19 protein-coding genes are annotated in these 25,265 nt (G+C 38.7%); 7 read left to right on the forward strand and 12 right to left on the reverse strand.

The window, feature by feature from the left end; genetic code table 11:
• The first annotated feature begins 9 nt into the window (after positions 1-9).
• Both PSH48_RS06750 and PSH48_RS06755 read left to right on the forward strand, forming a co-directional pair.
• Entirely contained in the window at positions 10-2,589 is a 2,580-nt protein-coding gene (locus PSH48_RS06750; protein ID WP_273608172.1) for a TonB-dependent receptor plug domain-containing protein, read from the forward strand.
• A gap of 86 nt (positions 2,590-2,675) precedes the next feature.
• The gene (locus PSH48_RS06755; protein WP_273611173.1) at positions 2,676-4,103 is read left to right on the forward strand and encodes a tetratricopeptide repeat-containing sulfotransferase family protein; all 1,428 of its coding nucleotides are present in this window, start codon (positions 2,676-2,678) and stop codon (positions 4,101-4,103) included.
• A 10-nt stretch (positions 4,104-4,113) separates the two neighbouring features.
• Here PSH48_RS06755 and PSH48_RS06760 read toward each other — a convergent pair whose 3' ends face one another.
• Positions 4,114-5,016, reverse strand: coding sequence for an alpha/beta fold hydrolase (locus PSH48_RS06760; RefSeq protein WP_273611174.1), 903 nt, complete (start codon positions 5,014-5,016; stop codon positions 4,114-4,116).
• Between the two features lie 128 nt (positions 5,017-5,144).
• Here PSH48_RS06760 and rlmF point away from each other — a divergent pair, with 128 nt between their 5' ends.
• The gene (gene rlmF, locus PSH48_RS06765; protein ID WP_273611175.1) at positions 5,145-6,077 is read left to right on the forward strand and encodes a 23S rRNA (adenine(1618)-N(6))-methyltransferase RlmF; all 933 of its coding nucleotides are present in this window, start codon (positions 5,145-5,147) and stop codon (positions 6,075-6,077) included.
• 49 nt (positions 6,078-6,126) lie between these two features.
• A complete protein-coding gene (gene ltaE, locus PSH48_RS06770) occupies positions 6,127-7,131 on the forward strand; it encodes a low-specificity L-threonine aldolase (RefSeq protein ID WP_273611176.1) in 1,005 nt (334 codons plus the stop codon).
• Here ltaE and PSH48_RS06775 read toward each other — a convergent pair.
• From PSH48_RS06775 to PSH48_RS06800, 6 genes are all read right to left on the reverse strand, one after another.
• Positions 7,114-7,698, reverse strand: a complete 585-nt coding sequence (locus PSH48_RS06775) for a thymidine kinase (RefSeq protein WP_024031955.1) — start codon at positions 7,696-7,698, stop codon at positions 7,114-7,116. The two genes, ltaE and PSH48_RS06775, sit on opposite strands and share 18 nt — an antisense overlap.
• Positions 7,699-7,799: 101 nt before the next feature.
• Entirely contained in the window at positions 7,800-8,594 is a 795-nt protein-coding gene (locus PSH48_RS06780; RefSeq protein WP_096042874.1) for an amino acid ABC transporter substrate-binding protein, read from the reverse strand.
• A 67-nt stretch (positions 8,595-8,661) separates the two neighbouring features.
• Positions 8,662-9,132 carry a methylated-DNA--[protein]-cysteine S-methyltransferase gene (locus PSH48_RS06785; protein WP_273611177.1) on the reverse strand — a complete coding sequence of 157 codons (471 nt, stop codon included), beginning with the start codon at positions 9,130-9,132 and terminating at the stop codon, positions 8,662-8,664.
• Entirely contained in the window at positions 9,129-10,484 is a 1,356-nt protein-coding gene (locus tag PSH48_RS06790) for a DNA-3-methyladenine glycosylase 2 family protein (RefSeq protein ID WP_096042872.1), read from the reverse strand. Before PSH48_RS06790 ends, PSH48_RS06785 begins: the two co-directional genes overlap by 4 nt.
• 127 nt (positions 10,485-10,611) lie before the next feature.
• Entirely contained in the window at positions 10,612-11,097 is a 486-nt protein-coding gene (locus PSH48_RS06795) for a GNAT family N-acetyltransferase (protein ID WP_273611178.1), read from the reverse strand.
• Between the two features lie 10 nt (positions 11,098-11,107).
• A complete protein-coding gene (locus PSH48_RS06800) occupies positions 11,108-15,865 on the reverse strand; it encodes a PAS domain-containing protein (protein ID WP_273611179.1) in 4,758 nt (1,585 codons plus the stop codon).
• Positions 15,866-16,287: 422 nt separating this feature from the next.
• On the opposite strand from PSH48_RS06800, the gene PSH48_RS06805 reads away from it, so the two are divergent.
• From PSH48_RS06805 to bfr (PSH48_RS06815), 3 genes are all read left to right on the forward strand, one after another.
• The gene (locus PSH48_RS06805; protein WP_273611180.1) at positions 16,288-17,358 is read left to right on the forward strand and encodes a PepSY-associated TM helix domain-containing protein; all 1,071 of its coding nucleotides are present in this window, start codon (positions 16,288-16,290) and stop codon (positions 17,356-17,358) included.
• A gap of 166 nt (positions 17,359-17,524) precedes the next feature.
• On the forward strand, positions 17,525-17,998 hold the full coding sequence (gene bfr, locus PSH48_RS06810) for a bacterioferritin (RefSeq protein WP_024031963.1): 474 nt from the start codon (positions 17,525-17,527) through the stop codon (positions 17,996-17,998).
• Positions 17,999-18,010: 12 nt separating this feature from the next.
• Entirely contained in the window at positions 18,011-18,475 is a 465-nt protein-coding gene (gene bfr / locus PSH48_RS06815) for a bacterioferritin (protein ID WP_004588793.1), read from the forward strand.
• 96 nt (positions 18,476-18,571) lie between these two features.
• Here the strand turns inward: bfr (PSH48_RS06815) and PSH48_RS06820 are convergent, their stop codons facing one another.
• The 5 genes from PSH48_RS06820 to PSH48_RS06840 form a co-directional block, all read right to left on the reverse strand.
• The gene (locus PSH48_RS06820; RefSeq protein WP_004588794.1) at positions 18,572-18,766 is read right to left on the reverse strand and encodes a (2Fe-2S)-binding protein; all 195 of its coding nucleotides are present in this window, start codon (positions 18,764-18,766) and stop codon (positions 18,572-18,574) included.
• A gap of 540 nt (positions 18,767-19,306) precedes the next feature.
• Positions 19,307-19,972 carry a hypothetical protein gene (locus PSH48_RS06825; RefSeq protein WP_273611181.1) on the reverse strand — a complete coding sequence of 222 codons (666 nt, stop codon included), beginning with the start codon at positions 19,970-19,972 and terminating at the stop codon, positions 19,307-19,309.
• Positions 19,973-20,086: 114 nt separating this feature from the next.
• On the reverse strand, positions 20,087-20,401 hold the full coding sequence (locus tag PSH48_RS06830) for a CC0125/CC1285 family lipoprotein (protein ID WP_273611182.1): 315 nt from the start codon (positions 20,399-20,401) through the stop codon (positions 20,087-20,089).
• Between the two features lie 423 nt (positions 20,402-20,824).
• On the reverse strand, positions 20,825-24,598 hold the full coding sequence (locus PSH48_RS06835) for a DNA replication protein (protein WP_273611183.1): 3,774 nt from the start codon (positions 24,596-24,598) through the stop codon (positions 20,825-20,827).
• 290 nt (positions 24,599-24,888) lie between these two features.
• Positions 24,889-25,248, reverse strand: coding sequence for a DUF6488 family protein (locus tag PSH48_RS06840; RefSeq protein WP_273605403.1), 360 nt, complete (start codon positions 25,246-25,248; stop codon positions 24,889-24,891).
• Between the last annotated feature and the right edge of the window lie 17 nt (positions 25,249-25,265).

Genomic DNA, 25,265 nt, shown 5'->3' on the forward strand with positions numbered 1-25,265 from the left:
AAAATTAGAATGAAACTTAAAAGCAACGCGCTAAATCAAGCAATTAAATTTGCATTAGCAACAACAACCACCGCAGGTTTGTTTATTTCAGGTTCTGCTGTTGCAGCAGAAGAAAGTGAAACTAAAGTTAATAAAAACGTTGAAAAAATTGCCGTAGTGGGTACTCGCTCAGCGCCACGCTCTATTGGTGATTCACCGGTTCCTATTGATATTATTGGCGGTGAAGAGCTAGAAAAGTCTGGTAACACAGACATGCTAGAGCTACTTAAAGGCTCTGTTCCTTCTTTTAATGTTCACCAAAACCCAATCAGTGATGCTGCATCACTAGTTCGCCCAGCTAACTTACGTGGCTTACCTTCAGACAGCACATTAATCCTTTTAAACGGTAAACGCCGTCACCGTGCTTCTGTTATTGCATTTTTAGGTGGTGGTATTAACGATGGCGCACAAGGCGCTGATATTTCAGTTATTCCTAGCATTGCACTTAAGCAAGTAGAAGTACTACGTGATGGTGCAGCAGCACAATACGGCTCAGATGCAATCGCAGGTGTAATGAACTTCCAACTTAAAGATGCCTCTGAAGGCGGTAAATTTGAAGTACGCCATGGTCAATACTACGAAGGCGACGGTGATACAACACAGATATCGGGTAACGTAGGCTTACCATTCACAGACAACGGTTTTGCTAACTTAAGTTTTCAATATAAAACAGCAGATGCAACAAGTCGCTCAGAGCAACGCCCTGATGCAGCCGCACTTTCTGCTGCAGGCGTACCAGAAGTGTCTTCGCTTGCGCAAGTTTGGGGTGCCCCAGAGGTTGATGACGACATTTCAATTTTTGGTAACTTTGGTTTAGAACTAACAAACGATTCAGAATTTTATATGTTTGGTAACTACTCTGAGCGTGATGTACGTGGTGGTTTTTACTACCGTAACCCGCATACTCGCCCAGGTGTATACTCAAACGATGGCGGTGAAACACTGCTTGTTGCCGATTTAACAGAAGACATGAGCGGTAACTGTCCAACTATCGCAATTGATGACAACGTACTAGATAACCCAGACTACATTAGCGGTGTTGCTAATAACCCTGATTGTTTTGCATTTAACGAAATCATTCCTGGTGGTTTTACACCTAACTTTGGTGGCAACATTACCGATACCTCTTTAACTATTGGTACAAAGGGTATGTTTACGGGTGGTTTCCTTAAAGATGCATTTTACGATTTAAGTGGTACGGTGGGTTTAAACGAATCTCGCTACTTTATTTACGACACGGTTAATGCGTCATTAGGTGCAGACAGCCCACGTGATTTTAGCCCAGGTAAATATGAGCAACTAGAGAAAAACTTTAACTTTGACCTTTCTAAAGGCTTTGATTTTGACCTAGCGTACGATGTAAATATTGCCGGTGGTTTAGAATGGCACGAAGAAACATTTACTGTAATTTCAGGTGATGAAGCATCATTCACTGCAGGTCCTTTAACTGAGCAAGGTTTTGGTATTGGCTCTAATGGTTTCCCTGGTTTCAAACCTTCTGATGCAGGCGAATATACACGCCGTAACTACGCAGCTTATGTAGATATCGAAGCACCATTTACAGAAGAATTCTTAATGGGCCTTGCGGTACGTTTTGAAGATTACGACAGCTTTGGTACAACAACAAACTACAAAGTAATGGCGCAGTACCACGTAACTGAAGATCTAAATATTCGTGGCTCAGTAAGCACAGGTTTCCGTGCCCCTACTGTTGGCCAAGCGAACGTTAGTAACGTACAAACAAACTTAAGTGATGGTGTATTACAAGATTCAGCACTTTTACCACCAACAAACCCAATTGCAGTGCAATTAGGTGGTACAGAGCTTGAGCCAGAAGAATCGCAAAGTTACACACTAGGTGCGGTTTACACTATTGGGGATTTATTTGTAACACTTGATTACTACAATATTGAAGTTGATGACCGTATCAGCCAATCTGAAAAAATTGTACTTAGCCAAGATGATAAAGACACGTTAGAAGCAGCAGGCGTACCAAATGCGCAAAGCTATGCACAAGTAAGCTTTTTCACTAATGACTTTGATACAACAACGCAAGGTATTGACTTAGTAGCAAACTACACAGCTGACATGTTAGGCGGAAGCTCTACATTTAGCCTTGCTTACAACTGGAATGAAACTGAGGTAACTAAGTTCAGCGACATTACCGGTGAGTTTAAAGTTAAGCGTTTAGAAGAAGATTTACCTAACCACCGTGCAACGCTTACTTGGGCACAGCAGTGGGAATCTTTTTCAATGTTTACCCGTGCTAATTACTACGGCGAATACCAAGGTGTTCACGTAGATTACGATGCAACAGCAAAAACAGCTGATGCAGCAGTAACTATTGACGCTGAAATAACGTACTTCCTGAATGAGTCTATTAGTTTCTCGGTAGGTGCACAAAACATCTTTGACCAAGACGCTGAAAAACTTGATTTTGAAGACCGTACGGGTATCCCTAACAATAACTGGGGTGGCCAATACTACGAAACGTCTCCATACGGTATTAACGGTGGCTTCTACTACGCGAAAGCAACCTATACTTTCTAATATTTTTTCATGATAAACCAAGGCGAAATGTTAAGACATTTCGCCTTTTTTATTTTATATTAATTAAAAAACAATAATGCCTCATCATGCTAATTAAAAAAGCCAATCAATTATTACAAGAAAATAAACTCAAAGAAGCCGAGTTTCATTTTAAAGCAATTTTAAATAGTAACCCGCAAAGCGGCGAAGCATTATTTGGTTTAGGCAGGATAGCACTTAGGTTAGAGCGCTTTGATGCAGCGGTATACTTATTACAAAAAGCATGCGAACGTTTACCCCATATGCTTGAGCCACTGCACGCCCTTGCCGATGCATTTAACGGCGTTAATTCCCCTAATGATGCGCTTAAAGTACTCGAATATGCTAAAAGCCTTGCAAGCCATAACCCAGAGCCTCATTATTATTTAGCTCAGCATTATTTAAGCTACGGCGAATTAGACAAAGCACACACCACATTTGCGCATGCGCTAAGCATGGGGCTTTACCCCGTAACTGCCTATATTTTATTTGAACTAGTACAATTAGGCCGTTTCAATAAAGAACATAATTATGTGAGCAACCTGCACCACTTTTTAACGCAAACGAATAACGTGCGTTTAAAAATGGTGTGTTACTACGCGTTAGGAAAAAGCTACGACAAACTAGAAGATACAGAGCAAGCATTTAACTATTATGTGCTTGCCAACAAACTTCAAAAAAAGCTTACTCACTTTAAAACCAGTGACTTAGTGCCTTTTTATGAAGCAATTATAACGCATAATACACAACAGCTAATTGCATCTGCCGATCACACTTTTACCGGCACTATTACGCCCGTGTTTATTATTGGTATGCCCCGCAGCGGCTCAACCTTACTTGAGCAAATGATGGCCTGCCACTCACAGTTTGCCACATTAGGTGAAAACACCAGTATTGCTAACCAAGTGGTGGCATTTATAGAGCAGCAAACGCAAACCCCTTACCCGCAATGCTTAAGCGCACTTAGTAACGATTTAATCGCAAAAGCTCGCAATATTTATATTGAAGAATTAAAAAAAGCACAGCCTATACGCCCTTTCATTATTAATAAGCTACCGAGTAACTATCAGTCTATTGGCTTAATTTACTTGCTGTTCCCTAATTCTAAATTTATTAATTTAAGTAGGGATTTTAACGCCACTGCTTTTTCGGTGTTCAGTAACTATTTTGCCGAAAATGAGCCGTACTTTTGTGATTTAAAAGAATTCAAACTTTACCATGCGTTGTATGCAAAATTAATGGATCATTGGCGCAGCCTGCCCTCATTACCGCTATACGATATTCATTATGAGCAAATAGTTGCCGAGCCTGAGTCGCAGCTAAGTGCTTTATTTTCGTTTTTAGGGTGTGAATATGAACCGCAATGCTTAGCATTTTATAAGCGTAAGGCTGCTGTTAGCACATTAAGCAAACAAGCCATTAGGCAGCCAATTAATACACAGGCACTTGCGCATTGGGAGCGCTATAAAACACCGTTTTTAAAACAATTTGAATGAGCCTAATTGCCTAACTGTGTTCGTTAAACCAGCTTACAACATCTTTAAATTGCTCATCCCGTGCCTGAGGGTGAGTAAGCATATTAATATGATCGTAATCCACACTATGACCATGGCGCTTGCCATAAATTTTAAGGGTTTGTTTTCCAGGTCCGGACTCTGCCATAAACTTTTTAATATCAATAGGCTGCGCAAGAGCCTTATCGTTTACAGCGCCAATATGTAGTGTAGGAGGCACCTGCACTTTAGCTAAGGCTTTTGCATAGTCAAAACCATCATCGCTATCTATCCATGGCCTTTTTTTAGCCCACTGCATGCTCTGATAATGCGACTTTTGCGATTCGTTATCGCTGCCCCACTTATAGCCTTTTGCGTTTAAGTACCCCTGTTTTTTAGCCAATATGGGCGCCATAAAGTACCAAATTACATTTGCTTGTAGTAACTTTTTAGGGTGATTGTTAAACAAAGAGCGTTTAGAGCCAAAATAAGCACACGCTTTAACCTCTTTTAAATACTCAGGAAAACGTGCAAAAACGCTATTCATTAAAACGCCCCCCCAAGAGTGAGCAACCCAATAGTCTGGCTTTTTACCCTCAAATTGTTCAATGTAATTAATAAAGGCGGGGATATCTTCTACTATTGCCTCTGTTTGACCATATTTAGTCTGCTCCGAAATAAGCGGCTTGCTCTCTCCACGCCCGCGCAGGTCTGCTACATAACAGCAGTAGCCTTGCTCAGCCAAATAAGGAGCTAGCCCCTTATTGCTATGAGTATAAAAAATTTTGCCGTTTTCTACTGCGCCGTGCATAAAAAACACCACGGGGCCCGCTTGCTTGTCGTTTGCTATACGGCGTAAATGTAGCGTTTGCTGATTGCCTAGTTGAACAAAATGTGAGTGCTGTGTTATTGCCACAAATTTTCCTTTATTATTTTTAGCCACTCATCCTACCAGTACCACTGTTAATTCTAAAGTAAATGGTTGCACTTTTTAGTGGGGCATTTGATACAATTGCGCCATTATTTAATTGCTAAATTAATGCTATGAAATCAAAACAAGTCTCTAACAAGCTCCACCCACGCAACCAACATTTACATGGCTACGATTTAGACATGCTATGTGATAAGCACGATGCGTTAACCCCTTTCATCATCGTCACCCCTGCGGGGAGTAAAAGCATTGATTTTACCAATAACACAGCAGTAAAAACGCTTAATCAAGCGCTTTTAAAAGCGCATTATAAAATAGATTTTTGGGATATTCCTGAGCATAATCTTTGCCCTCCTATTCCTGGTCGCGTTGATTACATTCATTACTTGGCAGACTTATTAAGCGACGACAACCAACAAAATATTCCAACTGGCAGGCAAATTAAGGTGCTCGATATTGGCACAGGGGCCAATTTGGTCTACCCGTTAACGGGTAATCATGAATACAACTGGCACTTTACTGGTAGCGACATCGATGCAAATTCTATAAAAATAGCGAAGCAAATCGCCCAATTTAATGGTTTAAAAATAACCCTAAAACACCAAAAAAACACATCATCTATTTTTGAAAACATTATAAATAAAAAAGATTTATTTCATTTAACCCTGTGTAACCCCCCGTTTCACGCAAGCGCAGAAGAGGCCAATAAAGGGTCGCAGCGCAAATGGAAAAACTTAGGAAAATCGCCTAAAAACACCCTTAATTTTGGCGGGCAAAATAATGAGCTATGGTGCGAGGGCGGCGAAGCACAGTTTATTAGCAATATGATTGCTCAAAGTGAGCAATTTGCAGAGCAAGTAATATGGTTTACTTCCTTGGTTTCAAAAAAAGAAACACTTAAAGTGTTAGAAAATAAATTAAGCACCCTCCCTATTGCCGAATATAAAATTATAGACATGGCACAAGGGCAAAAAGTAAGTCGCTTTATTGCCTGGAGTTATTTTGATAAAGCCACCCGTGAACAAATTTTTGAAGAGCTTGTTTAAACCCATAAAAACAATAAAGCCTGTAGTACTTAATAAAGGAATAAAAACCATGATAGATTTTCGCTCAGACACGGTTACTAAACCTTCAAAAGCCATGCGCGATGTAATGTATAGCGCGCCAGTAGGCGATGATGTGTACGGGGATGATCCTAGCGTAAACCAATTAGAAGCCTATGCATGTGAGCGTTTTAGCTTTGAAGCCGCACTTTATTGTAGCTCTGGCACGCAAGCTAACTTACTTGCGCTTATGGCTCATTGCGAACGCGGAGATGAATATATTTGCGGGCAAAATGCCCATAACTATAAATTTGAAGGCGGTGGCGCTGCAGTATTAGGCTCTATTCAACCACAACCGATTGAGAATGAACCCGATGGCAGCCTCTGCTTTGATAAAATTGCCGCAGCAATAAAACCAAACGATAGCCATTTTGCCAACACCCGCTTACTTAGCCTTGAAAACACCATAGGCGGAAAAGTGCTCCCCCTTAGCTACTTAGCCAAAGCACGTCATTTTGTAAATGAGCACTCGTTAGCTCTGCACTTAGATGGCGCACGTGCGTTTAATGCGGCGGTTGAATTAAACGTTGATATTACAGATATTACCCAGCACTTTGACTCTGTTTCAATTTGCTTATCAAAAGGGCTAGGTGCTCCCGTTGGCTCGCTATTACTGGGCACAAAGGCGCTTATCAAAAAAGCACGGCGCTGGAGAAAAGTACTCGGTGGTGGCATGCGCCAAGCCGGAATGCTGGCAGCCGCGGGGCAATACGCACTTGAAAATAACGTCTCTCGCTTAAAAGAGGATCACGCTAATGCGCGTTATTTAGCAAGTAAGCTTAACGAACTCGATGGGTTTAGCGTTGATATGAGTAACACCACCAACATGGTGTATGCGCGCTATTCAAGTGAGTTAAATATAGCGCTTATTAGCGAGCAATTAGCACAACAAGGCATATTAATTAGCCCAAGCAAACAGCTTAGGCTAGTCACTCATCTTGATATAAACCAAGATGATATAGATACTTTTATACGAGCCTTAGCGGCCCATATTTAACTCAGCCTTATAATGCTTGCGGCACACCGACACATAACGGTCGTTGCCGCCAATTTCTACTTGGTTACCATCGGCAATGGCATTGCCGTTTTCATCTGTACGCAATACATGATTGGCTTTACGGCCGCAATGGCACACTGTTTTAAGCTCAACCAGTTTATCGGCCCATGCTAGCAAGTACTGAGAGCCAATAAATAACTCACCTCTAAAGTCGCTTCGCAGGCCATAACACAATACCGGAATACCAAGTTCGTCAACCACATCAGTCAGCTGCATAACTTGCTCTTTAGACAAAAACTGGCATTCGTCAACCAATACACAATGGCGCTTTTTTTCGTTTTGCAGATTTTGGATCAGCTCAAAAACATTTTTTGACGAATCAAATATATGCGCATCAGCTTGCAGCCCGATACGAGACGATACTTTTCCTACACCAGAGCGGTTATCAATTGCAGCCGTTAAAATAACTGGCTCCATACCGCGCTCACGATAGTTAAACGCAGATTGTAATAAGGTGGTTGATTTACCCGCATTCATCGCAGAGTAGTAAAAGTATAATTGAGCCATTGCCGTGCCTTAAGATAAAAAGTGCGCTTATGCTACCTTAATATGCGATTAATACCAATTTCATATCGCTATTTTAGTTAATAAGCACTTTGATTTTCTTACTACTCAACAGCTTGCAAGTATTTTATATAAATTTGTGCACTGTCAAAGCGCGCTAACCATTGCCATATCTCTTTACTAAGCTGGCTATTTTGCTGGTAAAACTGCTTTGAAAAAATTAAATAACCGTCGGTTGTTTCATAAGGTGGGTAAAGGGGTTTTACATCGCTCCCTTTATGTTGATAGCTCGACACTTTTAAGTCATCTACTTGGCATAAATCAACACTTGCCTGTACCACTCCTTTATCAAGTAATTCAAATGCTTTGTCTTTTGAAAAAGTATTATGAATATAAAAAGGCTCTTCTTTTAGCGCGCTGTTTAAGCCATAGCCATTAGGAATGGCGATAGTGAACGCTTTATTTTGAAATACTTCACGTGTTTGCCATTGTTTATGAAAACGAGCCCGCCCTATTAAACAGCTACTAAAACGACTCACTGCAAATTTTTCTAGCAACACCCCTTTTTCGTTTGTAGGGTACACAGCAAAACGTTCACGCCCATCACGATAGCTGGCAATAACGGCATTAACACGGTTGAGCTCTAAATCGTTTAGGCATCTGCGCCATGGTTTTCTAACAAATGAAATATCCACATTGGGTATGTCGGCATCCAGTTGCTTTAAAATTTCAATTGAGGCGCCAGGGTTATCTATAGGTACCTCTTGCCCAATGCCCAAAAACATAGGTGCAACGTCTTTATCTTCGTAGCAAAATATAAGTGTTTGTGGGTTAGCAAACACTGCTGAAGAAAACATCAAACCAAATATAAATAAATAATTTAAGCTGCTGATACTCATAATAATTTTTATTAGTAAATAATGTAAATTGTAGCTTGTGATAACAAAGCTGCCAGTGCTGTAACAGTTAAATTATCCCTTCATGCTTTAGTAGCCAACTTTTTCTCTCAAGGCCACCAGCGTACCCAGTAAGCTTTGAGTTTGCACCAATAATTCGATGGCATGGCACAATAATACTAATGGGGTTTTTGCCATTTGCAGCTCCGACTGCTCTTACCGCCTTAGGGTTATTTAATTGTTTAGCTATATCGCCGTAGGTCATGGTTTTGCCAAAAGGGACGCTGAGCAACGCTTGCCACACACCATTTTGAAAAGGCGTACCTTGCGTATCTAATGGCACTTTAAAGGTTTTTCGCTGACCATTAAAGTATTCGTTTAATTGCTTTACGCAGATTAAAACCGCTTCATTTGTTACTTGCTCAACGGGTGTATGGGTGTAGTGTGTTTTTGGGTAAAAACCAACATAGCTCACCCCGTTTTCAGTCGCTTGAATAATAACATCGTCAATCGGACTCGAAATTGCGGTCTGTATAATCATGAAAGTTGCTGCCATAGTTGAAACGTTAAGTACGAGCGAAATGGAGCGCTCAGCTCTGGGTTAAATTGCTTAGCATTGATCAGCGCCTTTTTTACCCCGAGATCGCCGGCTAATAGTATATCTGGGTTACTTTGCCCGCGCAGTTTAGCGTAGTTAACAGTCCACGGGCCTATGCCTTTTATATCGAGCCAATTATCCAAAACCCTGTTATCGGGGTTATCAGCGCAGTACTTAGATAAATTTTTTAATGCATTTTTGCGCGATTGCGGCATTTTAAAAAATTCAAAGTCGCATGTCGCTAAATCCTCAGGCTGTGGAAAATACACTTTACCTGCGTGTTTATCGCCTCGCTCTGCGACCAGCTTTGTAACTAAAGTGTGCGCTGCCCCCACGCTAACTTGTTGACCCAATACAGCGCGGATCCCCGCTTCAAAGCTTGACCATATCCCAGGTAAGCGTAGCCCTTCACTTAATGTAAATGCCCCATTAATACTGTTTTTTAAGTGGCTTTCAATAGGGTTTATATCGGCATCTACATCAAGTACACGGCGTATGTTATTAATTACTTTTTGTAAGTGCTCGGTATTATTTATTACTATTTCAACTTTAAAATGGTTATTTTGCGCCTTAAAGTGCGCATTAAAATAACCTACCGCCCCTTTTAGCTTAAATGTTCGCCCGTAATTGGTTGGGGTTATCCACTCCATAGGCTCTATTAACCGCTTTGACAAAAAGCTGTGCAAAGCCTGCCAATTGTAAGGAGGTCTAAAAGGGAGAGTTAATACAATCACAGGGGTTGCCTCTTTTTTTGATTTTCTGAGCTTTGATGGGGCTATATTTAATTGTTGTAAAAAAGCATCGTTAAAACGTCGCACACTTTTAAACCCAGCGGCAAATGCAATATCGGTTATAGGTAATGTGGTCTCTTGAATGAGCTTTTTAGCAAACTGACATTGGTTAAATAACCGATACTGAGTAACAGACACACCAAAGTGCTGATTAAATATGCGTCGCAAATATCGACTGGTAATACCCAAACGAGTAGCTAGCATTTCGCAATTACAGCTATCACCTAAATCAATTAACTGCTTAGCTCTGAGCGCGGTTGTTTTTACCCCCTGCCAAGCAGCGCTGCCCGGAGCACTATCGGGTCTGCAGCGTATACACGGTCTAAAGCCTGCTTGCGCTGCGTTGTGCGCATATTGATAATACACCACATTTTTTTCTTGAGCGGTGGGCGCGGGGCAAATTGGCCGACAATAAATGCCGGTGCTTTTTACCGCAACGTAAAATAAGCCATCAAATCGTGCATCGCGGCTTTGCCGTGCTTTTTGCCAATACTGATTATTCATGTAGGGTCTTAATCAATAAAACGTACCTCAGCATAACAATTTTTAAAGCAAATACTGGCCGTTTTCGGCACTCATCTGCTTTTAAAAAGTATCATACTAACCCACTTAATTAAGCGTTTTAGTATCACTATTGCTCTGCAAAATCGAGCAAGTCTTGGTCTGCTAGGCGGTAGATTATCCATTCGTTTTGGGCTTTTGCCCCAATGCTATTATAAAAATCTATAGCGGGTTTATTCCAATCCAATACTACCCACTCAAAACGTCCACAGTCGTTTTTTATGGCTTTATTAGCAAGGTGTTTCATTATTAGTTTGCCCGCACCATTGCCACGGCTATCGGGGCTTACGTATAAATCTTCCAAATATAAGCCATTTTTACCCAGCCAGGTAGAGTAATTATAAAAATACACCGCAAAGCCAATAGGCTCATCATCTTCAAGGCAAATAACACTGTGTGCTGTTGCCCCCTCACTAAACAGCGTTTTTATAATTGCCTGCTCATCTGTTATTACTGCATCGGGTTCTTTTTCGTAAATGGCCAGTTCGGTAATAAACTGTAAAATGGTTGGCGCATCGCTTTTTTTAGCGTCGCGTATTTGTATTTGCTTACTCATGTTATTAATCCTAAAAGTACTGCTCTATTTTTTCTTTTAAAATATCAAGCTGAATGGGTTTAGTTAAGTAGTCGTCCATACCGGCATTAATACAACGCTCTTTATCTGAGTCCATTGCATTGGCGGTTAGGGCAATTATTTTTATTGCTTTGTGCTCATCCCCTGCCATACCGTCTCGTATATTAGCCGTGGCGTCAAAGCCATCCATTACCGGCATTTGGCAATCCATTAACACTAAATCAAAATACCCTTCGTTATGCTCGCTTAAGGTATGTATGGCTTCTTGACCATTTTGCGCCAGTATTACTTCGCAATTTAGCTTTTTAAGCATCAGTGTAGAAACATGCTGATTAACGGGGTTATCCTCAACTAATAAAATTTTTGCAGGTGTGTCTGATTTTTCTTTTCTGAGTGACGAAATATACCCAGGGGTCACCAAAGGAAGGGGCTCGGTGCTGTCTGAACTTGTAATAACCGATAAAGCAGAAATTAAATCGGCGGTTGTAACCGGCTTAGGAAAATAAGCCTGAAAACCAATTTTTGAGTAGCGCTGAGCGCCTTCCATACCTGCAATACTGGTCATCATTACTAATGGCATGGCTTTATAGTCATCATGTGCTTTAAGCACTTTACACAGCTCCATTCCATCCATTTCTGGCATTTGCATGTCTAGCACGGCAATATCAAACATAGGCTGATTATTTTCTATGCGCTGCGCACATAGTTCAAGCGCCTGTTTTGCACTACTAGCAAGCGTAACATTAGCCCCCCAATGCCCTAATTGCTGAGAGATAACTAAGCGGTTTGTCTCGTTATCATCAACCACTAATACATTTAACGAACTCATATTTATATTAGGGATGATACGTTCTTTTTCGATGCCTTCAGCCACTTGCATGGTTGCAGTAAATTCGCTGCCTTTGCCAGGTTCGCTCGCCAGTGAAATTTTACCATTCATTAGCTCACATAACTGTTTACATATAGCAAGCCCTAGCCCCGTGCCTCCGTATTCTCGCGTGGTTGATGCATCCACTTGCGAAAAAGGGGTAAATAATTGCTGTTGTTTTGCTTCGGTTATGCCTATTCCTGAGTCTTTTACTTTTATATTTAGCAGTAGGTCTTGGTCAGTTTTTTCTATAGATGCGCTCACCACCACTTCACCCTGACTGGTAAATTTAACCGCATTACTAATTAAGTTGGTTACCACTTGGCGTATGCGCCCGGGGTCGCCCATTAAATGTGAAGGCTCCAAGGAGACTAAATCTAAAATAATCTCAATGCCTTTTTCTTGTGCGGTAAAGGCCTGTGCCTCGGCTATTTCGCCAATTAAGTCGCGCGCATTAAAATGTATATGCTCAAGCTCAACTTTGCCTGCTTCCGCCTTAGAAAAATCTAAAATATCGTTAATAACGCCAAGTAAAGAATGAGCACTGCTTTTAGCAATAGCGACCTTTTTTTCTATTGGTTTACTTAATGGCTCTAACTCTACCAGCTCTAACATACCTAGTACGCCATTCATCGGTGTACGAATTTCGTGGCTCATGGTTGCTAAAAACTGGCTTTTTGCTATAGCAGCATCTTGTGCTTGCACTAAAGCAACCTTTAGCTTTTCAGCGGTTTCTTTACGCTTTTGCGAGACCAAGGTACTACCGACTAACGTAGCCAAAGAACGCAAATAGGTTTCTTCGCTTTGCGTCCAAGTGTGCTTAACCCCTACAGTTTCTGCGCATAAAATACCTAAATTTCCATCGCCAGATGAAATAACCGCATCCAGCATCGACTGAATATTTAATGGTTGAGTATAACTTTGCGTAAATTCAATGGTTGCCTTATGCGTATATACATCTTCAATCGCCACTAGGTTTTGCTCAAAAATAGCCTCATAGTAACTTGGAAAATCAGCCTTTTTAAGAACGCCGTCAAAATCTACAAATCCATCTTTTCGAGTATATAAACCATGGCACGCCATTTCGTCGCACTGTTTGTTAAATATCCAAATAGAGGTACGCTCAACATTTAATACCTCTACCATCGACTTTATCGCCAGCTTTTTAACTTGCGCAACGTCGCTGTTTTGTACCTCAGGCGAAACCGTTAATGACGCTAAATTTTTGTTATAGGCGTTTGCTTTTTCGCTTTCTAACTCTAGGCGTTTATGTGCATCAATACTTTGAAACGAGCCAAAAACACGCACACATTTGCCGTCTTTAAATTCCGCCTGCCCCATCGACTTAACCCAGCGCTCTTTACCGGTATAAGTTAAAATTATCAGCTCAACACTCCAGCTTTCGCCTAAAGTCACCGCACATTCAAACAACGTGCTAATTTTATCGCGATGCTCTCCTGGCTTATAAAAGTTAATGGCAGTATCAATGCTAGGCTCAAACCCGTCGGGAACTTCGTGTATTACTTTTACTTCGTCTGACCAATACATGGTTTGGTTTTCAAGGTTTATTTCCCATGCACCAATTTGGCCTTGTTTACTCATTGCTTCAAGCAGGTTTTGTTGGCGGGTAATTTCTACTTGAGTATTATGGCGTTCAGTAATGTCTAAAATAAAGCCATCTAAATAAAGAACTTCGTTGTCATCGCCATAAATTGCTTGGCCTTTTTCGTGTACCCAACGAATACTGCCATCATTTCTTTTTACTCTGTATTCAATAGACCAGGGCAGCTTTTGTGCAATACAGGTACTTACCTGCAGCTCAACATCTTGATCGCCATCGTGAATAATAGCGGCAAAGCTTAGTGTTTTATTATTAATAAAGTCATCAGGCGTATAGCCTGTTATGTCTTTTACTTGGTCACTCATGTACAACATGGTCCAAGCTTTATCGAACTTACATCGATAAATAACCCCTGGAATATTTTCCACTAAAGAAGCAAAGCGATCGCGGCTATACTTTAGCTCAGACTCTATTTGCTTACGCTCGGTAATATCTAAATGTGTTCCAATCATACGACGAGGCGACCCATCTAGGTTCCAGTCGACTACTTTTGCAGTATCGAGTACCCAAACCCAGTGGCCATCTTTGTGTTTCATTCGCGCTTCGCTGACATAGTAATCAGTGTCACCATTAAAGTGCGCTTTTAACTTTTGCTCTGAAATAACCAAATCATCGGGGTGTGCAAACTTATACCAAGTATTAATAGTGGTAGGTTCTAACTCGCTGAGTTTATAGCCTATTATTTCTGCCCAGCGATTATTAAAAGTCACTTTGCTGGTATCTATAAACCAATCCCATATTCCTACGGCGGTGGTATCTATGACTAACTGAAGTTGGGTTTTGTGCTGCTCAAGTTCAAGCTCTTGTAATTTTAATGGCGTGACATCAGTACGAATGGCTATATAGCTTTGCGGTTTACCGTGCTCATCAAAAAATGGCGCTATGGTGGTGTCTACCCAATAAAAGCCACCATGTTTTGCTTTATTACATATTTGGCCGTTCCATACTTCACCCCGTTTAAGGGTTTTATACATGCTTTTAAAAAAGCCTTTGTCGTGCCTTCCTGAATTAAGTAAACGGTGATTTTGGCCTATAAGCTCATGTTCTTCATAGCCGCTAATTTCACAAAACTTCTTATTTACAAAAGTGATAGTGCCCGCTAAATCTGTTACCGCAACAATGGCATGCTCATCGAGGGCACTTTTTTGCTCATCCAATTGTTTAAACGCAGTTTGCAAAGCAGAGCGCTGCTTTTGCAGTATGCTCTGCTGCTCTTCTTTAAATGCCACCATTTTTTGAAGATCTACTGATAACCTATTTAACTCGTGGCTATCAGTTAAAGTAGGCACCTTAACTTTCTCGCCATCGGTAATTCGGGCCATTACTGAGGTAAGCTGAATTAAAGGCTTAGATAAGCGCCGACTAAACCACCACGCTGCGCATAAAATGAGAAGTAAAGAAACTGCATTTGTAAAAATAGCCAGCTGCTTATAATAAGTAGAGTCTTTGAGCATAATATGCAAAGGTTTTGCTGCTAAAAGTTGCCACCCTTGCACACCTAAAAAATTTAAATCACTAATATATGCATGGTATGTCGTGCCGTTGGCACTGGCGTAATCAAACACTTGCTTACTGGTGAGTGCCGTTTGCGAAAAAACAGGCGCCTCATCTGCATTTGTTACTGAAGAGCGCTCTATTTTATTATTATGTAGTACAAAAAAACTCACTTCGTTGTGCATGTTGTGAATGGTGTTTAAGCTTTTTAAAAGGCCATTAATATTTACTTCTGTGAGAATTACACCCTCTAGTTGTTGCGCCGCATTAAGCAAAGGCATAGCCACAATATTAAACTGTTTGCCATTTAACATAACAGAGCCAAAAGCGGCTGGCGTTGAGGTATTAACCGAATTTATAAGCGTACTAAGCTCACCTTTGTTTATCTGCCCGTAAGGCGAGATAATGGGCTGCTTAAGTGCCGATGCAGCTATAATTTCTATACTGTTTACAAAGTCATATTGATTAACAAAATGATTTATTAATTTGCTTTGTTCAAGCGGGAAGTTAGAAAACTGATTTTTAAAGGTATATAAATCAGTAAGGTGATCATCAAACCATAAATTAGCAAACTCTGAGGCGATAGAGCTTAATTCATGAAGCTCTGCATTTGCATTTTTTTGCAAGGTATTATTAACGTGCTGTAAGCTAAACCAGGTCAGCAAGCAAAGTGGAACAATAGCAATAACTAAAAAAGTAATGATCAGCTTACTACGCACAGACTGAGCTGTGCCATTTAGCAGCCCATACTTTTTTCCTTCAACCATGCTATATATCCAATAACTGTAATTGTATTATTTATTACCTATATTAATGCACTAAAACCTAAAAGACGCAAGTTTTAGCCCGCAAAGCGTTTAAAATACATCACATAATTACAGTTTAAACATCAATAAGTTGCAATTAAAATTTACACGTAAAAATAAGCAAGAACGCAAACCGTGCATATTTTAATTTTTAGCTGGTATTTATTTCATTATTATAAAAATTAAAGCGCATTACTCATACGAACTTTTACTGACTTAAAGCCACTAAATTTTTAAACTTTATTTATGGGTCTAAAGCTTAGCGTGTTGTTCGCGGTTTTATATACAGTAGTTTGCTTACACAAAGGGTCACATTTTATAAATTGATAAACACCTGTTCTATCACTTACAATCGCTGTCACTGCTTATTATAGAGATTACTTTTGAAAATCTGGTTACGTCGAATTCACTTATACCTTGCCTTACTAAGTGGCCTTTTTTTGTTAATACTCAGTATTAGCGGCGCCATTTTACTTTATGCAAATGACATACAATATTATATTCAGCCCGATAAATGGCAGGTAGAACCACAAACCAAAACGCTTAGCCACGCAGAGTTAATCCGCGCAGTACAGCAGCAAACAGATAAAAAAATCACCCGCTTTATGCCCCTTAGTAATCCTAATGCCAGCTGGCAATTTAGATTAGGTGATGGCAGTAACGCCAGTGTGAACCCGTATACAGGCAAAGTAATTTTTCAATACCAAACAAATGACACGCTGTATGGTTTTACCCTTGCTTTGCATCGCTGGCTATTATTTGAAACAGCCTTTGGTGAAAAGCCACTAAAAAACGTGGTCTCTGTATGCGCCCTATTATTAATAATAAATGTGTTAGTGGGTTTTTATTTATGGGTAAAGCCTAAAAACCGCCTAAAACGACTGGCGATTAAACCTAAAGCCAAATTTAAAGTACTTATGTATCAGCTACACACCGTGCTTGGTGTTTATGTTTTATTACCGCTATTGCTTATAGCCTTTACAGGTATCACCTTTAATTGGAAAAGCGCGACCAAAACATTAGTAGAAACCGTGGCATTTTCTCAAGTACAAAATAGGCCTAAAGCGCCCACAGTGATAGCAAAATCAACAGCAAGTATTAACTACGACCAAGCAATAAATAAAGCCCTTGATGTATTTCCTGAGGGGATTTTGTATCGTATTTACTTACCTAAAAAGCACAATGACCCAATCGCTTTACGCCTACAAAACCCAAGAGAAAGCCATGCTTATAGCTGGGTGTGGGTAAATCCATACAACGCTAAAGTGCTTAGCGCGTATGATGCCAGTAAAGCAAATGCAGTCACCCATGTATGGAACTTTAAATATGTGTTTCATACTGGCGCATTTGCAGGGCCGATTGTAAAATTTGTATGGCTTTTAATATCACTGTCGTTAGCATTTTTTATACTCAGTGGTGTTTATTTATGGTGTAAACGGCACAAGTGGGTATAGCATTACCTGTTAGATGAAAATGCAAAACTGTACATAAACCAAGCAATAACGCAAACTTAAATAAGAATCAAAACCAATTGTAAATTAATGATTTTTATAGAAAAACTTGCAAAATACGCAAATTTAACTACACTGTGCACAATTAAAATAGTTAAGGTGATTTATCATGAAAGGTAATCAAAAAGTAATCGATGCATTTAATACTTTGCTAGCCAATGAGTTAGCCGCAATTGACCAGTATTTTATTCATTCACGCATGTATGATGACTGGGGTTTAGATAAATTATATGTACGCCTTAACCATGAAATGGAAGAAGAAAAAGATCATGCTGATTGGCTAATCAAACGCATCTTGTTTTTAGAAGGCGTGCCTAACATGACTAAACGCCGTGACCTTTTAATTGGTAACGATGTAAAAAGCATGATGCAAAACGACTTAACACTAGAGCTTGAAGTAGTTGCATGTGTTAAAGAGGTAATTGCTATTTGTGAAGAGCAGCAAGATTATCAGTCTCGCGAAGTGTTAGAAAAGCTATTATTTGATACCGAGGAAGATCACGTTTATTGGTTAGAGCAACAACTTGGTCTAATTGATAAAATTGGTACGCAAAACTACCACCAAGCACAAATGGGCGAGTAAGGAGCATAAAGTATGAAAGGCGATAAAGACGTTATAGCAGCTTTAAATAAAGTGCTCGCTAATGAGCTTGTGGGTATTAACCAATACTTTTTGCATGCCCGCATGTTTAAAGATTTTGGTTTTAGCCAGCTTGATAAAGCAGACTACAAAGTTTCAATTCAAAAAATGAAAAACGCCGATCGTTTAATCGAACGTATTTTATTTTTAGAAGGCTTACCTAACTTACAAGACCTAGGCCGTTTACGCATTGGCGAAAACAGCGAAGAAATGATTGCCGCAAATATGAGCTTTGAGCTTGATACAATTGATGATTTGCGCAGTGCAATTAAATTAGCTGAAAACAAAAAAGATTATATTAGCCGTGAAGCACTCGACAATATTTTGAACGAGCAGGAAGAACAAATTGACTGGCTAGAAACCCAGCAACTACTTATTCAAAATACAGGGCTTGAAAATTACTTACAGTCTCAACTGTAAGGTAAATTTAGGTCATAAAAAAGCAGCTTTATAAGCTGCTTTTTTTGTATTTGAATTTTGTATCTGAATTTTGTATCTGAATTTTGTAATAACGAATTAAGCGACTTGATCGGTAATATCTGCAATCTCAATAAGTTTGCGATTTAGGATCTTTTTAGTACAACAACAACACTTACCGCATTGGCTGCCTACTTTAAGCTCTTTAGTTAATTCACGCATGGTAGTTGCACCATCGTCAATTGTTTGCTCAATTTTTTTATCGGTGACCCCGTGACAAAGACAAATATACATGAATACAAACTACTCTCAATTTCATTTAGTAGGTGCATATTAATCTAAACAATAATGGTTATCAATTGTTTGTGGGGTAAAATTAGTTATTTTTCAAAAAAATTGATCAGTGCCACTTAAATCGAGAATTCACGGCGCGTTGAGAACTTGTTGATTTATAATGAAATATGGCACTTAAATTGAGATTTATTAACTAAATTACACTCTAAAAATAATTATGTTTTTTATTAGGTAAATTTCTTAAACAACGAGAAATCGCTTGAAAACATCTATTACAGTAAGTGATTTGAAGTGGTAATTTGCCTATCTGTTATACGAAAGCTAATCGGGTTTACTTCGAGGTAGAGTTTATTTAGGCCGATGCTTGCCAGAGGAGCGACAGCGCATCTTTATTTTTCATTACATAAAGAACTTCTATTCTTGGTCAGTTATAGCCGTGGATTGCATCACTCAATAATTACCGGCGGTCTGCTCTGTGCCAATTGCGGACACTAAAACGGGTGAGGAGCATTGTCCTGCTTGATTGGCTTGTTATAAGTTCTATTTCACCACTCTCAAGTATGTTGGCAATCTTTTACCGTTTACGATTTTAACTTGATGACCAATAAACTCTTTACGAGCATTATCTAAGAGTAATTCTAATTTTGAGATAAAATAACCAGACAATTCTTCTATTGTTTTGTTTTTTAGTTCATCATCTTCAGGAACAGGTAATTCATTAAAATGTTGAGTCACAGATGCAACATCCGAAGGTAGTTCAACATAATATTTTTCTTTTGAACCGTCAGGTAACTCAACTTCAAAACCACTTCCCCCCATTTGGTCACCAATAAAGAAACCCACTGTACCTGGTGGTTTTTGATACTTATCTAAAGTATTCGATGAAAAGTTACTAATATGTGCTGATGTTGAAACAGGGAGTTTCCCTTGTTTCTCCAAATCATTTCTCAGTTTCACAAAATATTTTAAAACCAAATCTGATTTCATTAATTCTTGTTGAGGCTCATACCAAATATCAAAGCGCTCCTTACCAACTGTTGAACGTAAATTTTGAAGCACAAAAGTCACTGAACGTCCGAAGACTATTAAATTTCGCAAACCAGTGAACCTTCTTGATTTATCACCAGAAAGTAAGTCTTCGTAACCATGTTTGGCTGTTAAAAGAGTATCTTCTGTTCTTTGCAAAACTTGCTCAATAGTAGCCATATCACTCCATGAACTTATAACGCCCGCTTAAGCGGAAAAATATAGCTGGCTAAAATGTTGAACGGAGTGAAAACAGCCAGCTGTATTTTTTCCGTTTGAAGTGCTTGTTAGCATTTAATTACACTTAATTTCCGCTTTTTTCCAAGGGTGATCAAATGAAACACCAGCAGTTCCGGCTGCAAAGGAGTTATTTTTGCCCAATTCTGAAGTTACTTCAGTGTAACCATTTGGACATAATTCCTTTGCGCGCATATCCCAGTATATGTTCACTGTCTCAGTGGAGTTTGTGCCATTACCTAAATATTCAACATAATAGTGGTTTTCGCCTAGCGCTTTATCTTTGTAGCCACCTGACCATGTATGTGCCTGATAGCCCGTTGCACAACCAGCTAATAATAAGAACCCTGTAATTGATAAGATAAACTTCATTGTTTCTCCAAACCTGACTTGAATGCTAACAATTTAATAGTGCGCTCATCGCGCATATTTTTGCCGACGCTACGCTCATTTTTCTACATTATATAGTTTTAACAAATAAACTAAGGTATTACTATTACTAAGTTTTTTAAAGCTTTAAAGTAAAGTTTAATAGAACAATATGCGCGCGTCGCTTATTTTCATGAATATACGCGCAAAGAGCAGTTTGACCAACCAAGTAACTACGATTTTTAGCCAACCTCAACGTCTGCTGATCGCTCTTTGACGAAGTTCGGCTCTGTGCCAGCTGACCTTCAATCGTAGCTCGTTTTTGCCCCAAAACGAGTTACTAAAAACTCATATTGCATTTTGGTAGACTGAATATTCAAACAAGTCCTAAAACAAAGTTCGGCTTACACAATAGAATACGTTGGATTATTGCCGACTTTCCAAGAAATCACGTTTTTTCTCAGACTCAATATACTTTGTTTTATACTCTATGCGTTTTTCGATATTTGAACGATGTTCTAATAAATCAACAGAATTTAACAAAGATAATAGCGTGATAAGATAATTCTTTTCTTTTTCCAGTGTGGGGACTTGGCTTCCTGACCAGCTTCTACTCGTTGGCTCATACTCAAGCTTTTTAAAGTCATCAATTTTTTTATTGTGTTGTAGGAAGATACCTAACAACTCACGCCTAAAGCTCTGTCCCATACAATTTGCTGCTTTGAATATAAAACAAATATAACCAATATCGTCAATGTTATTTCGAACCGTATGTTTTATAAAATCCTGCTTTTTGACCATTAATTCGTCAGGCTCGGATCTTCCTTTTTCTTTTGAAAATAATTTAATAAAAATATTACCTTCAAAGCCGTAAGAGTTTTGCTCTTTGATGTATACATATTTACCATATTGCTCTACTGCATCTAAGTAATTATCTCTTTCCCATAAAAAAGTTAACTCAGGCATGCTTGTGTGCTCATCAGGGTAGCGTTCATTTTCGTAAATATAGTCAACTATTTTATTCATGAAACTTGGTTCTTCTTCGGTCAGTAGAGCTAAAGCTTCACCTTTATAGTCACAATACCTCTCATTTTTGAATGCCGCTAAATACGCAGAAAACACTAATTGGGTATCTGATTTAAAAACCTCAAACCAGTTGCCAAATAACTCGTAATCTTTATTAAATAACTGACGTAATGAGGCCGCGTAGTTTTTATCATCTTCTGACTTTTCAACTAACAAACGTACAACTTTCACATAAATTTCTTTATCTATAGCTTGGTACTTAGATAAAAAATCTAGCCAAGTTGGTAGTTCATTACTAGGTGTTTCGTTTAGATGAGTTAGTAGCGAATGCGTTTCATCTTCATTAATGTCATCTTCTGGTAACATTGAAAAATAGAAAGAACGCCAATTCTTCTTCCAACGGTATGATTTGCTGTCTATTAACTCCCATACTTGAGAACTTCTTAACGTCTTGAATAGGTTGAATATTAATGAGCCAGGGTGAATGTTAAATATATCATCATAGTCAAAATATATAGATACAATCTCCTTGATTTGATCATGATGGTTTTCGGCTATTGCTTTAAAACTCATTTCAATGCCAACTTTGAGTGAATAATCCCGTTCTCTGCCAGAAAGTGAGTTCTGTAAGGAAACACACTGACTCATAAATTCACTAAATTTTTCAACTGTTGTATCTGAAAAGTAATCAACAAAACATTGGTGGCGATACTGGTGATATTCTTCGTAACCCATATCTAGCATACGCATTTCATGCCTATTCTCTAAAAGCAGATTCGACAACTCGATTGTTGAATTGTTGAAATCAACACGCCATTTGGAAGGGAACTTAATCTCAAGAGCATCTAAATGATCACAAAGGTCTCGCATGGTCAGGCAATGTAACGTGTTTTTTGGGTCTAAATTGGAAATAAAGAACTCTGTAATAAATGGCAAGTCGGCTTCTGCCATTTCATTTCCTTCAACCCTTAGCCGACTTATTAATTCTTGAAAAATATCTTGAATTAATTGTTCATAGTCGGGTAAGAGCATCAGTGCAGTTAAGTTTTTAAATATCTTTTGCCTAATTGGAGTTAGATATTCGTCGGGTGAAAGTCTATATGTAACCATAGTTATTGTGTTACCGCGTCCCCATCTATGTTCACTATGCTCTACCTTTAAAAAAGATTTGGCTAAAACAATAAATACCCTTGAAAATAGATAATTATCACCATTTTCAATTCGTTCTACTAACGTATCAACAACATAATCCTGAACATAGTATCCATAGCGCATATCATCAGGTTTAAAGTTATATCTATCTGTAAGCGTTTTGATTACAAAGCCAAGAGACTCCTTGCTCTTTGAGAGATATTGCAGTAGCAAATCAAAAGACATTTTGAATTCATCATCACCATAATTCCTGAAACTGCTAAGTAAGGACACTAAAGAGTAATCGTTTTCATCTGTTTTAGCTTCTTCAAAGGCTTCATCTTCCCAAGACTCATCAACTATTGGCATCTCAGATATCAGTTTATTGGCAAAAATTAAGGTTTCAGTAGGGAGGGCAAACCAAAATGAATTTAAGAATTCAATTGAACTTTTTAAATCACCAAAGTTTGATATTTCTTTAAATATCCCTTCAATTTCCGATCTAATTTCAGTGACTATTTTCTTGTGATCAAAAGAGTTAATAACAGGGTTTAAGGCATCAACTATGGTTCTTTTAAAGTCAGGATAAAAATGATGGACTATCAACGAAAATGATATGACTTTTTTCTCGAATACAGATAAGTAAAAAAAGTAGGTAGATAGTACTTGGTCTGAAATTTTAACTACTTCATCTTCATACAAGTCTACTAATTCTTTTCTATGCAGAAGTTCTACATACCCCCAAAATTCTTCTGGTGAAATTCCAAATGAATTTTGCAGCCACTCCATATGCGACTCATTTAACTTGTCTATCTTTCGAAAGAATGAAATTGCACAAGCAGCAGTCATTAGTTTGTCATCTTCAACTACTTCTCTGATGTTTTCATTTTGACTAAAATAGTCGTCGTATAGTGATGCAACATTCTGTATAGATTGAATTTGATTTGTCTCAACAGCAACTTTAGCGGCCATCATTGCCAATCTAGCGTTCCCACCTGATATTTCTTGAATTCGTTGTTGATATTCGCCGTTTTTTATGTCGAATAACTCAACTACTAATTCTTTGATTTGTTCATCTGTCAAAGGTTGAATTGTTTGTTCTTGAGCCTCGGTGAACTTACTGGCTTGGGTAAGTACTGAGTCACGTGCGTAATCTCTAACAGTGGCAACAATACGAAATGTTCTGTTTCCATCATTTTCGTTCAAATAATGCAATATGTAGTCAAGCCTGCTATCCAGACGGTTAGCATCATCGACAAATATTAAGTAATCACCAGGTTCACTAAAATGTGCAGTAATATCTCTTATTAAATCGGCACCTTTGTCAAATAAGCAATACACTTTTAAGGCTGGGTTATTTTTCTGCATTGTTCTTACAAGATTGACAGAAAATAGCGTTTTACCAACTCCAGCGGCCCCTGAAACAAGTAGTAATCGCGAAAGACGTAACTGTTCTAAACTTTTATCAATAGCGTTACTTTGGAACAGTATCTTATTGTCTATTGGTGTTGTGAGATTGTTTTTCCCATACCTATTGATGAAGTCATTTACGGAAAGTAATTGCCCTGTATCAAGTGCTAATCCTAAATGTTGTTCTGATAAAACGGGGTAGCAATTTTGGATGCTTAAAGATATTGAATCGAGCCCATTTAGGCTAAGTCTTACGTTTCTTTTCTGGCATGAGCTTTTTAAATGATTGATTTCGTGAGTTGTTAAATTTCCTAAATAACAAATTATAATTTCGCTTATTTGCTCACTTTTAATGCCTGTTTTTTGTTCGTCGAAACACTTGCTAATGTCATCTTCAAGCTTTGCAGCAAGGCGATTCTGTTGGACTGTATATTCTGAAAACACGTAATACCCATCAGGCTGAATAAATAAACAGTCAGGAGTACCTTTGGTTACTCTATCTGTTGTATCCATCATTCCTATAGAGTTGATGTTTTCATATCCTTTGCGATGCAACCAGTCATCACATAATCTTTGAAACCCCCCCCCTTCCAACTCAAGTAACTTGCTTCTTATTTGATTTGCTATTGTCATAGGTATCCTTACACATAAGTTTTTATATTTTATTCCTTCAATGATGCATTTTTTCGACAAGAATGGGTATTAAATTACATGTAGTTCAAGGAACAAATTTAGTCAGCTATTTGTATTAAAGCAATTAGCGACCATCGTTTAGGGAATTTCTACTACTTCGTTCTAAAACACTTTTGTCCAAAAACGAGTTTGTATGGACGTCTGCTTCTCGCTCTATAATACATACAAAGATAAGTCGGTAAATGCAGCTATTATTTTCTGCATTTACCATCTTCAACTGAGTTTAGAAATTAATGTGAATGACCATGTTCGTTCTTGAACATTTTTTCATCTTTAACATCCATAACTTTGCCAGCTTTACTTACGATAAATAGAAGCGTTTGATTATTCTGCGCATTTGTCGCTTTCAGCAGAACAGCATCACGAGTTTCCTCTACAACAGTAAAGTTGTCCTTAGTAACTTTGTTCCAAGAGCTATCTAGTTTGCCAACTGACATCCCTTTATCTTTAAATGTTAAAGCTTTAGCAGAGGTTTGAGCTGCTTGTATAATTTTACTTTTTTCAACCTTTCCATGACCTTCAGAATGAGCCATTACAGAAGTAGTAAATACAATTATTGTAATTGCAGCTAGTTTAATTAGTACTTTCATTTTGTTTCCTTATTAAA

This window comes from Pseudoalteromonas sp. Angola-4 (genome assembly GCF_028599265.1).
GTDB lineage: Bacteria > Pseudomonadota > Gammaproteobacteria > Enterobacterales > Alteromonadaceae > Pseudoalteromonas > Pseudoalteromonas atlantica.

What these genes read in the sequence shown, in the direction of transcription:
- PSH48_RS06750 (WP_273608172.1), top strand. Translation starts at nt 10, where the DNA reads ATGAAACTTAAAAGCAACGCGCTAAATCAAGCAATTAAATTTGCATTA.
- PSH48_RS06755 (WP_273611173.1), top strand. Translation starts at nt 2,676, where the DNA reads ATGCTAATTAAAAAAGCCAATCAATTATTACAAGAAAATAAACTCAAA.
- rlmF (WP_273611175.1), top strand. Translation starts at nt 5,145, where the DNA reads ATGAAATCAAAACAAGTCTCTAACAAGCTCCACCCACGCAACCAACAT.
- ltaE (WP_273611176.1), top strand. Translation starts at nt 6,127, where the DNA reads ATGATAGATTTTCGCTCAGACACGGTTACTAAACCTTCAAAAGCCATG.
- PSH48_RS06775 (WP_024031955.1), bottom strand. Translation starts at nt 7,698, where the DNA reads ATGGCTCAATTATACTTTTACTACTCTGCGATGAATGCGGGTAAATCA.
- PSH48_RS06780 (WP_096042874.1), bottom strand. Translation starts at nt 8,594, where the DNA reads ATGAGTATCAGCAGCTTAAATTATTTATTTATATTTGGTTTGATGTTT.
- PSH48_RS06785 (WP_273611177.1), bottom strand. Translation starts at nt 9,132, where the DNA reads ATGATTATACAGACCGCAATTTCGAGTCCGATTGACGATGTTATTATT.
- PSH48_RS06790 (WP_096042872.1), bottom strand. Translation starts at nt 10,484, where the DNA reads ATGAATAATCAGTATTGGCAAAAAGCACGGCAAAGCCGCGATGCACGA.
- PSH48_RS06795 (WP_273611178.1), bottom strand. Translation starts at nt 11,097, where the DNA reads ATGAGTAAGCAAATACAAATACGCGACGCTAAAAAAAGCGATGCGCCA.
- PSH48_RS06800 (WP_273611179.1), bottom strand. Translation starts at nt 15,865, where the DNA reads ATGGTTGAAGGAAAAAAGTATGGGCTGCTAAATGGCACAGCTCAGTCT.
- bfr (WP_024031963.1), top strand. Translation starts at nt 17,525, where the DNA reads ATGAAAGGTAATCAAAAAGTAATCGATGCATTTAATACTTTGCTAGCC.
- bfr (WP_004588793.1), top strand. Translation starts at nt 18,011, where the DNA reads ATGAAAGGCGATAAAGACGTTATAGCAGCTTTAAATAAAGTGCTCGCT.
- PSH48_RS06820 (WP_004588794.1), bottom strand. Translation starts at nt 18,766, where the DNA reads ATGTATATTTGTCTTTGTCACGGGGTCACCGATAAAAAAATTGAGCAA.
- PSH48_RS06825 (WP_273611181.1), bottom strand. Translation starts at nt 19,972, where the DNA reads ATGGCTACTATTGAGCAAGTTTTGCAAAGAACAGAAGATACTCTTTTA.
- PSH48_RS06830 (WP_273611182.1), bottom strand. Translation starts at nt 20,401, where the DNA reads ATGAAGTTTATCTTATCAATTACAGGGTTCTTATTATTAGCTGGTTGT.
- PSH48_RS06835 (WP_273611183.1), bottom strand. Translation starts at nt 24,598, where the DNA reads ATGACAATAGCAAATCAAATAAGAAGCAAGTTACTTGAGTTGGAAGGG.
- PSH48_RS06840 (WP_273605403.1), bottom strand. Translation starts at nt 25,248, where the DNA reads ATGAAAGTACTAATTAAACTAGCTGCAATTACAATAATTGTATTTACT.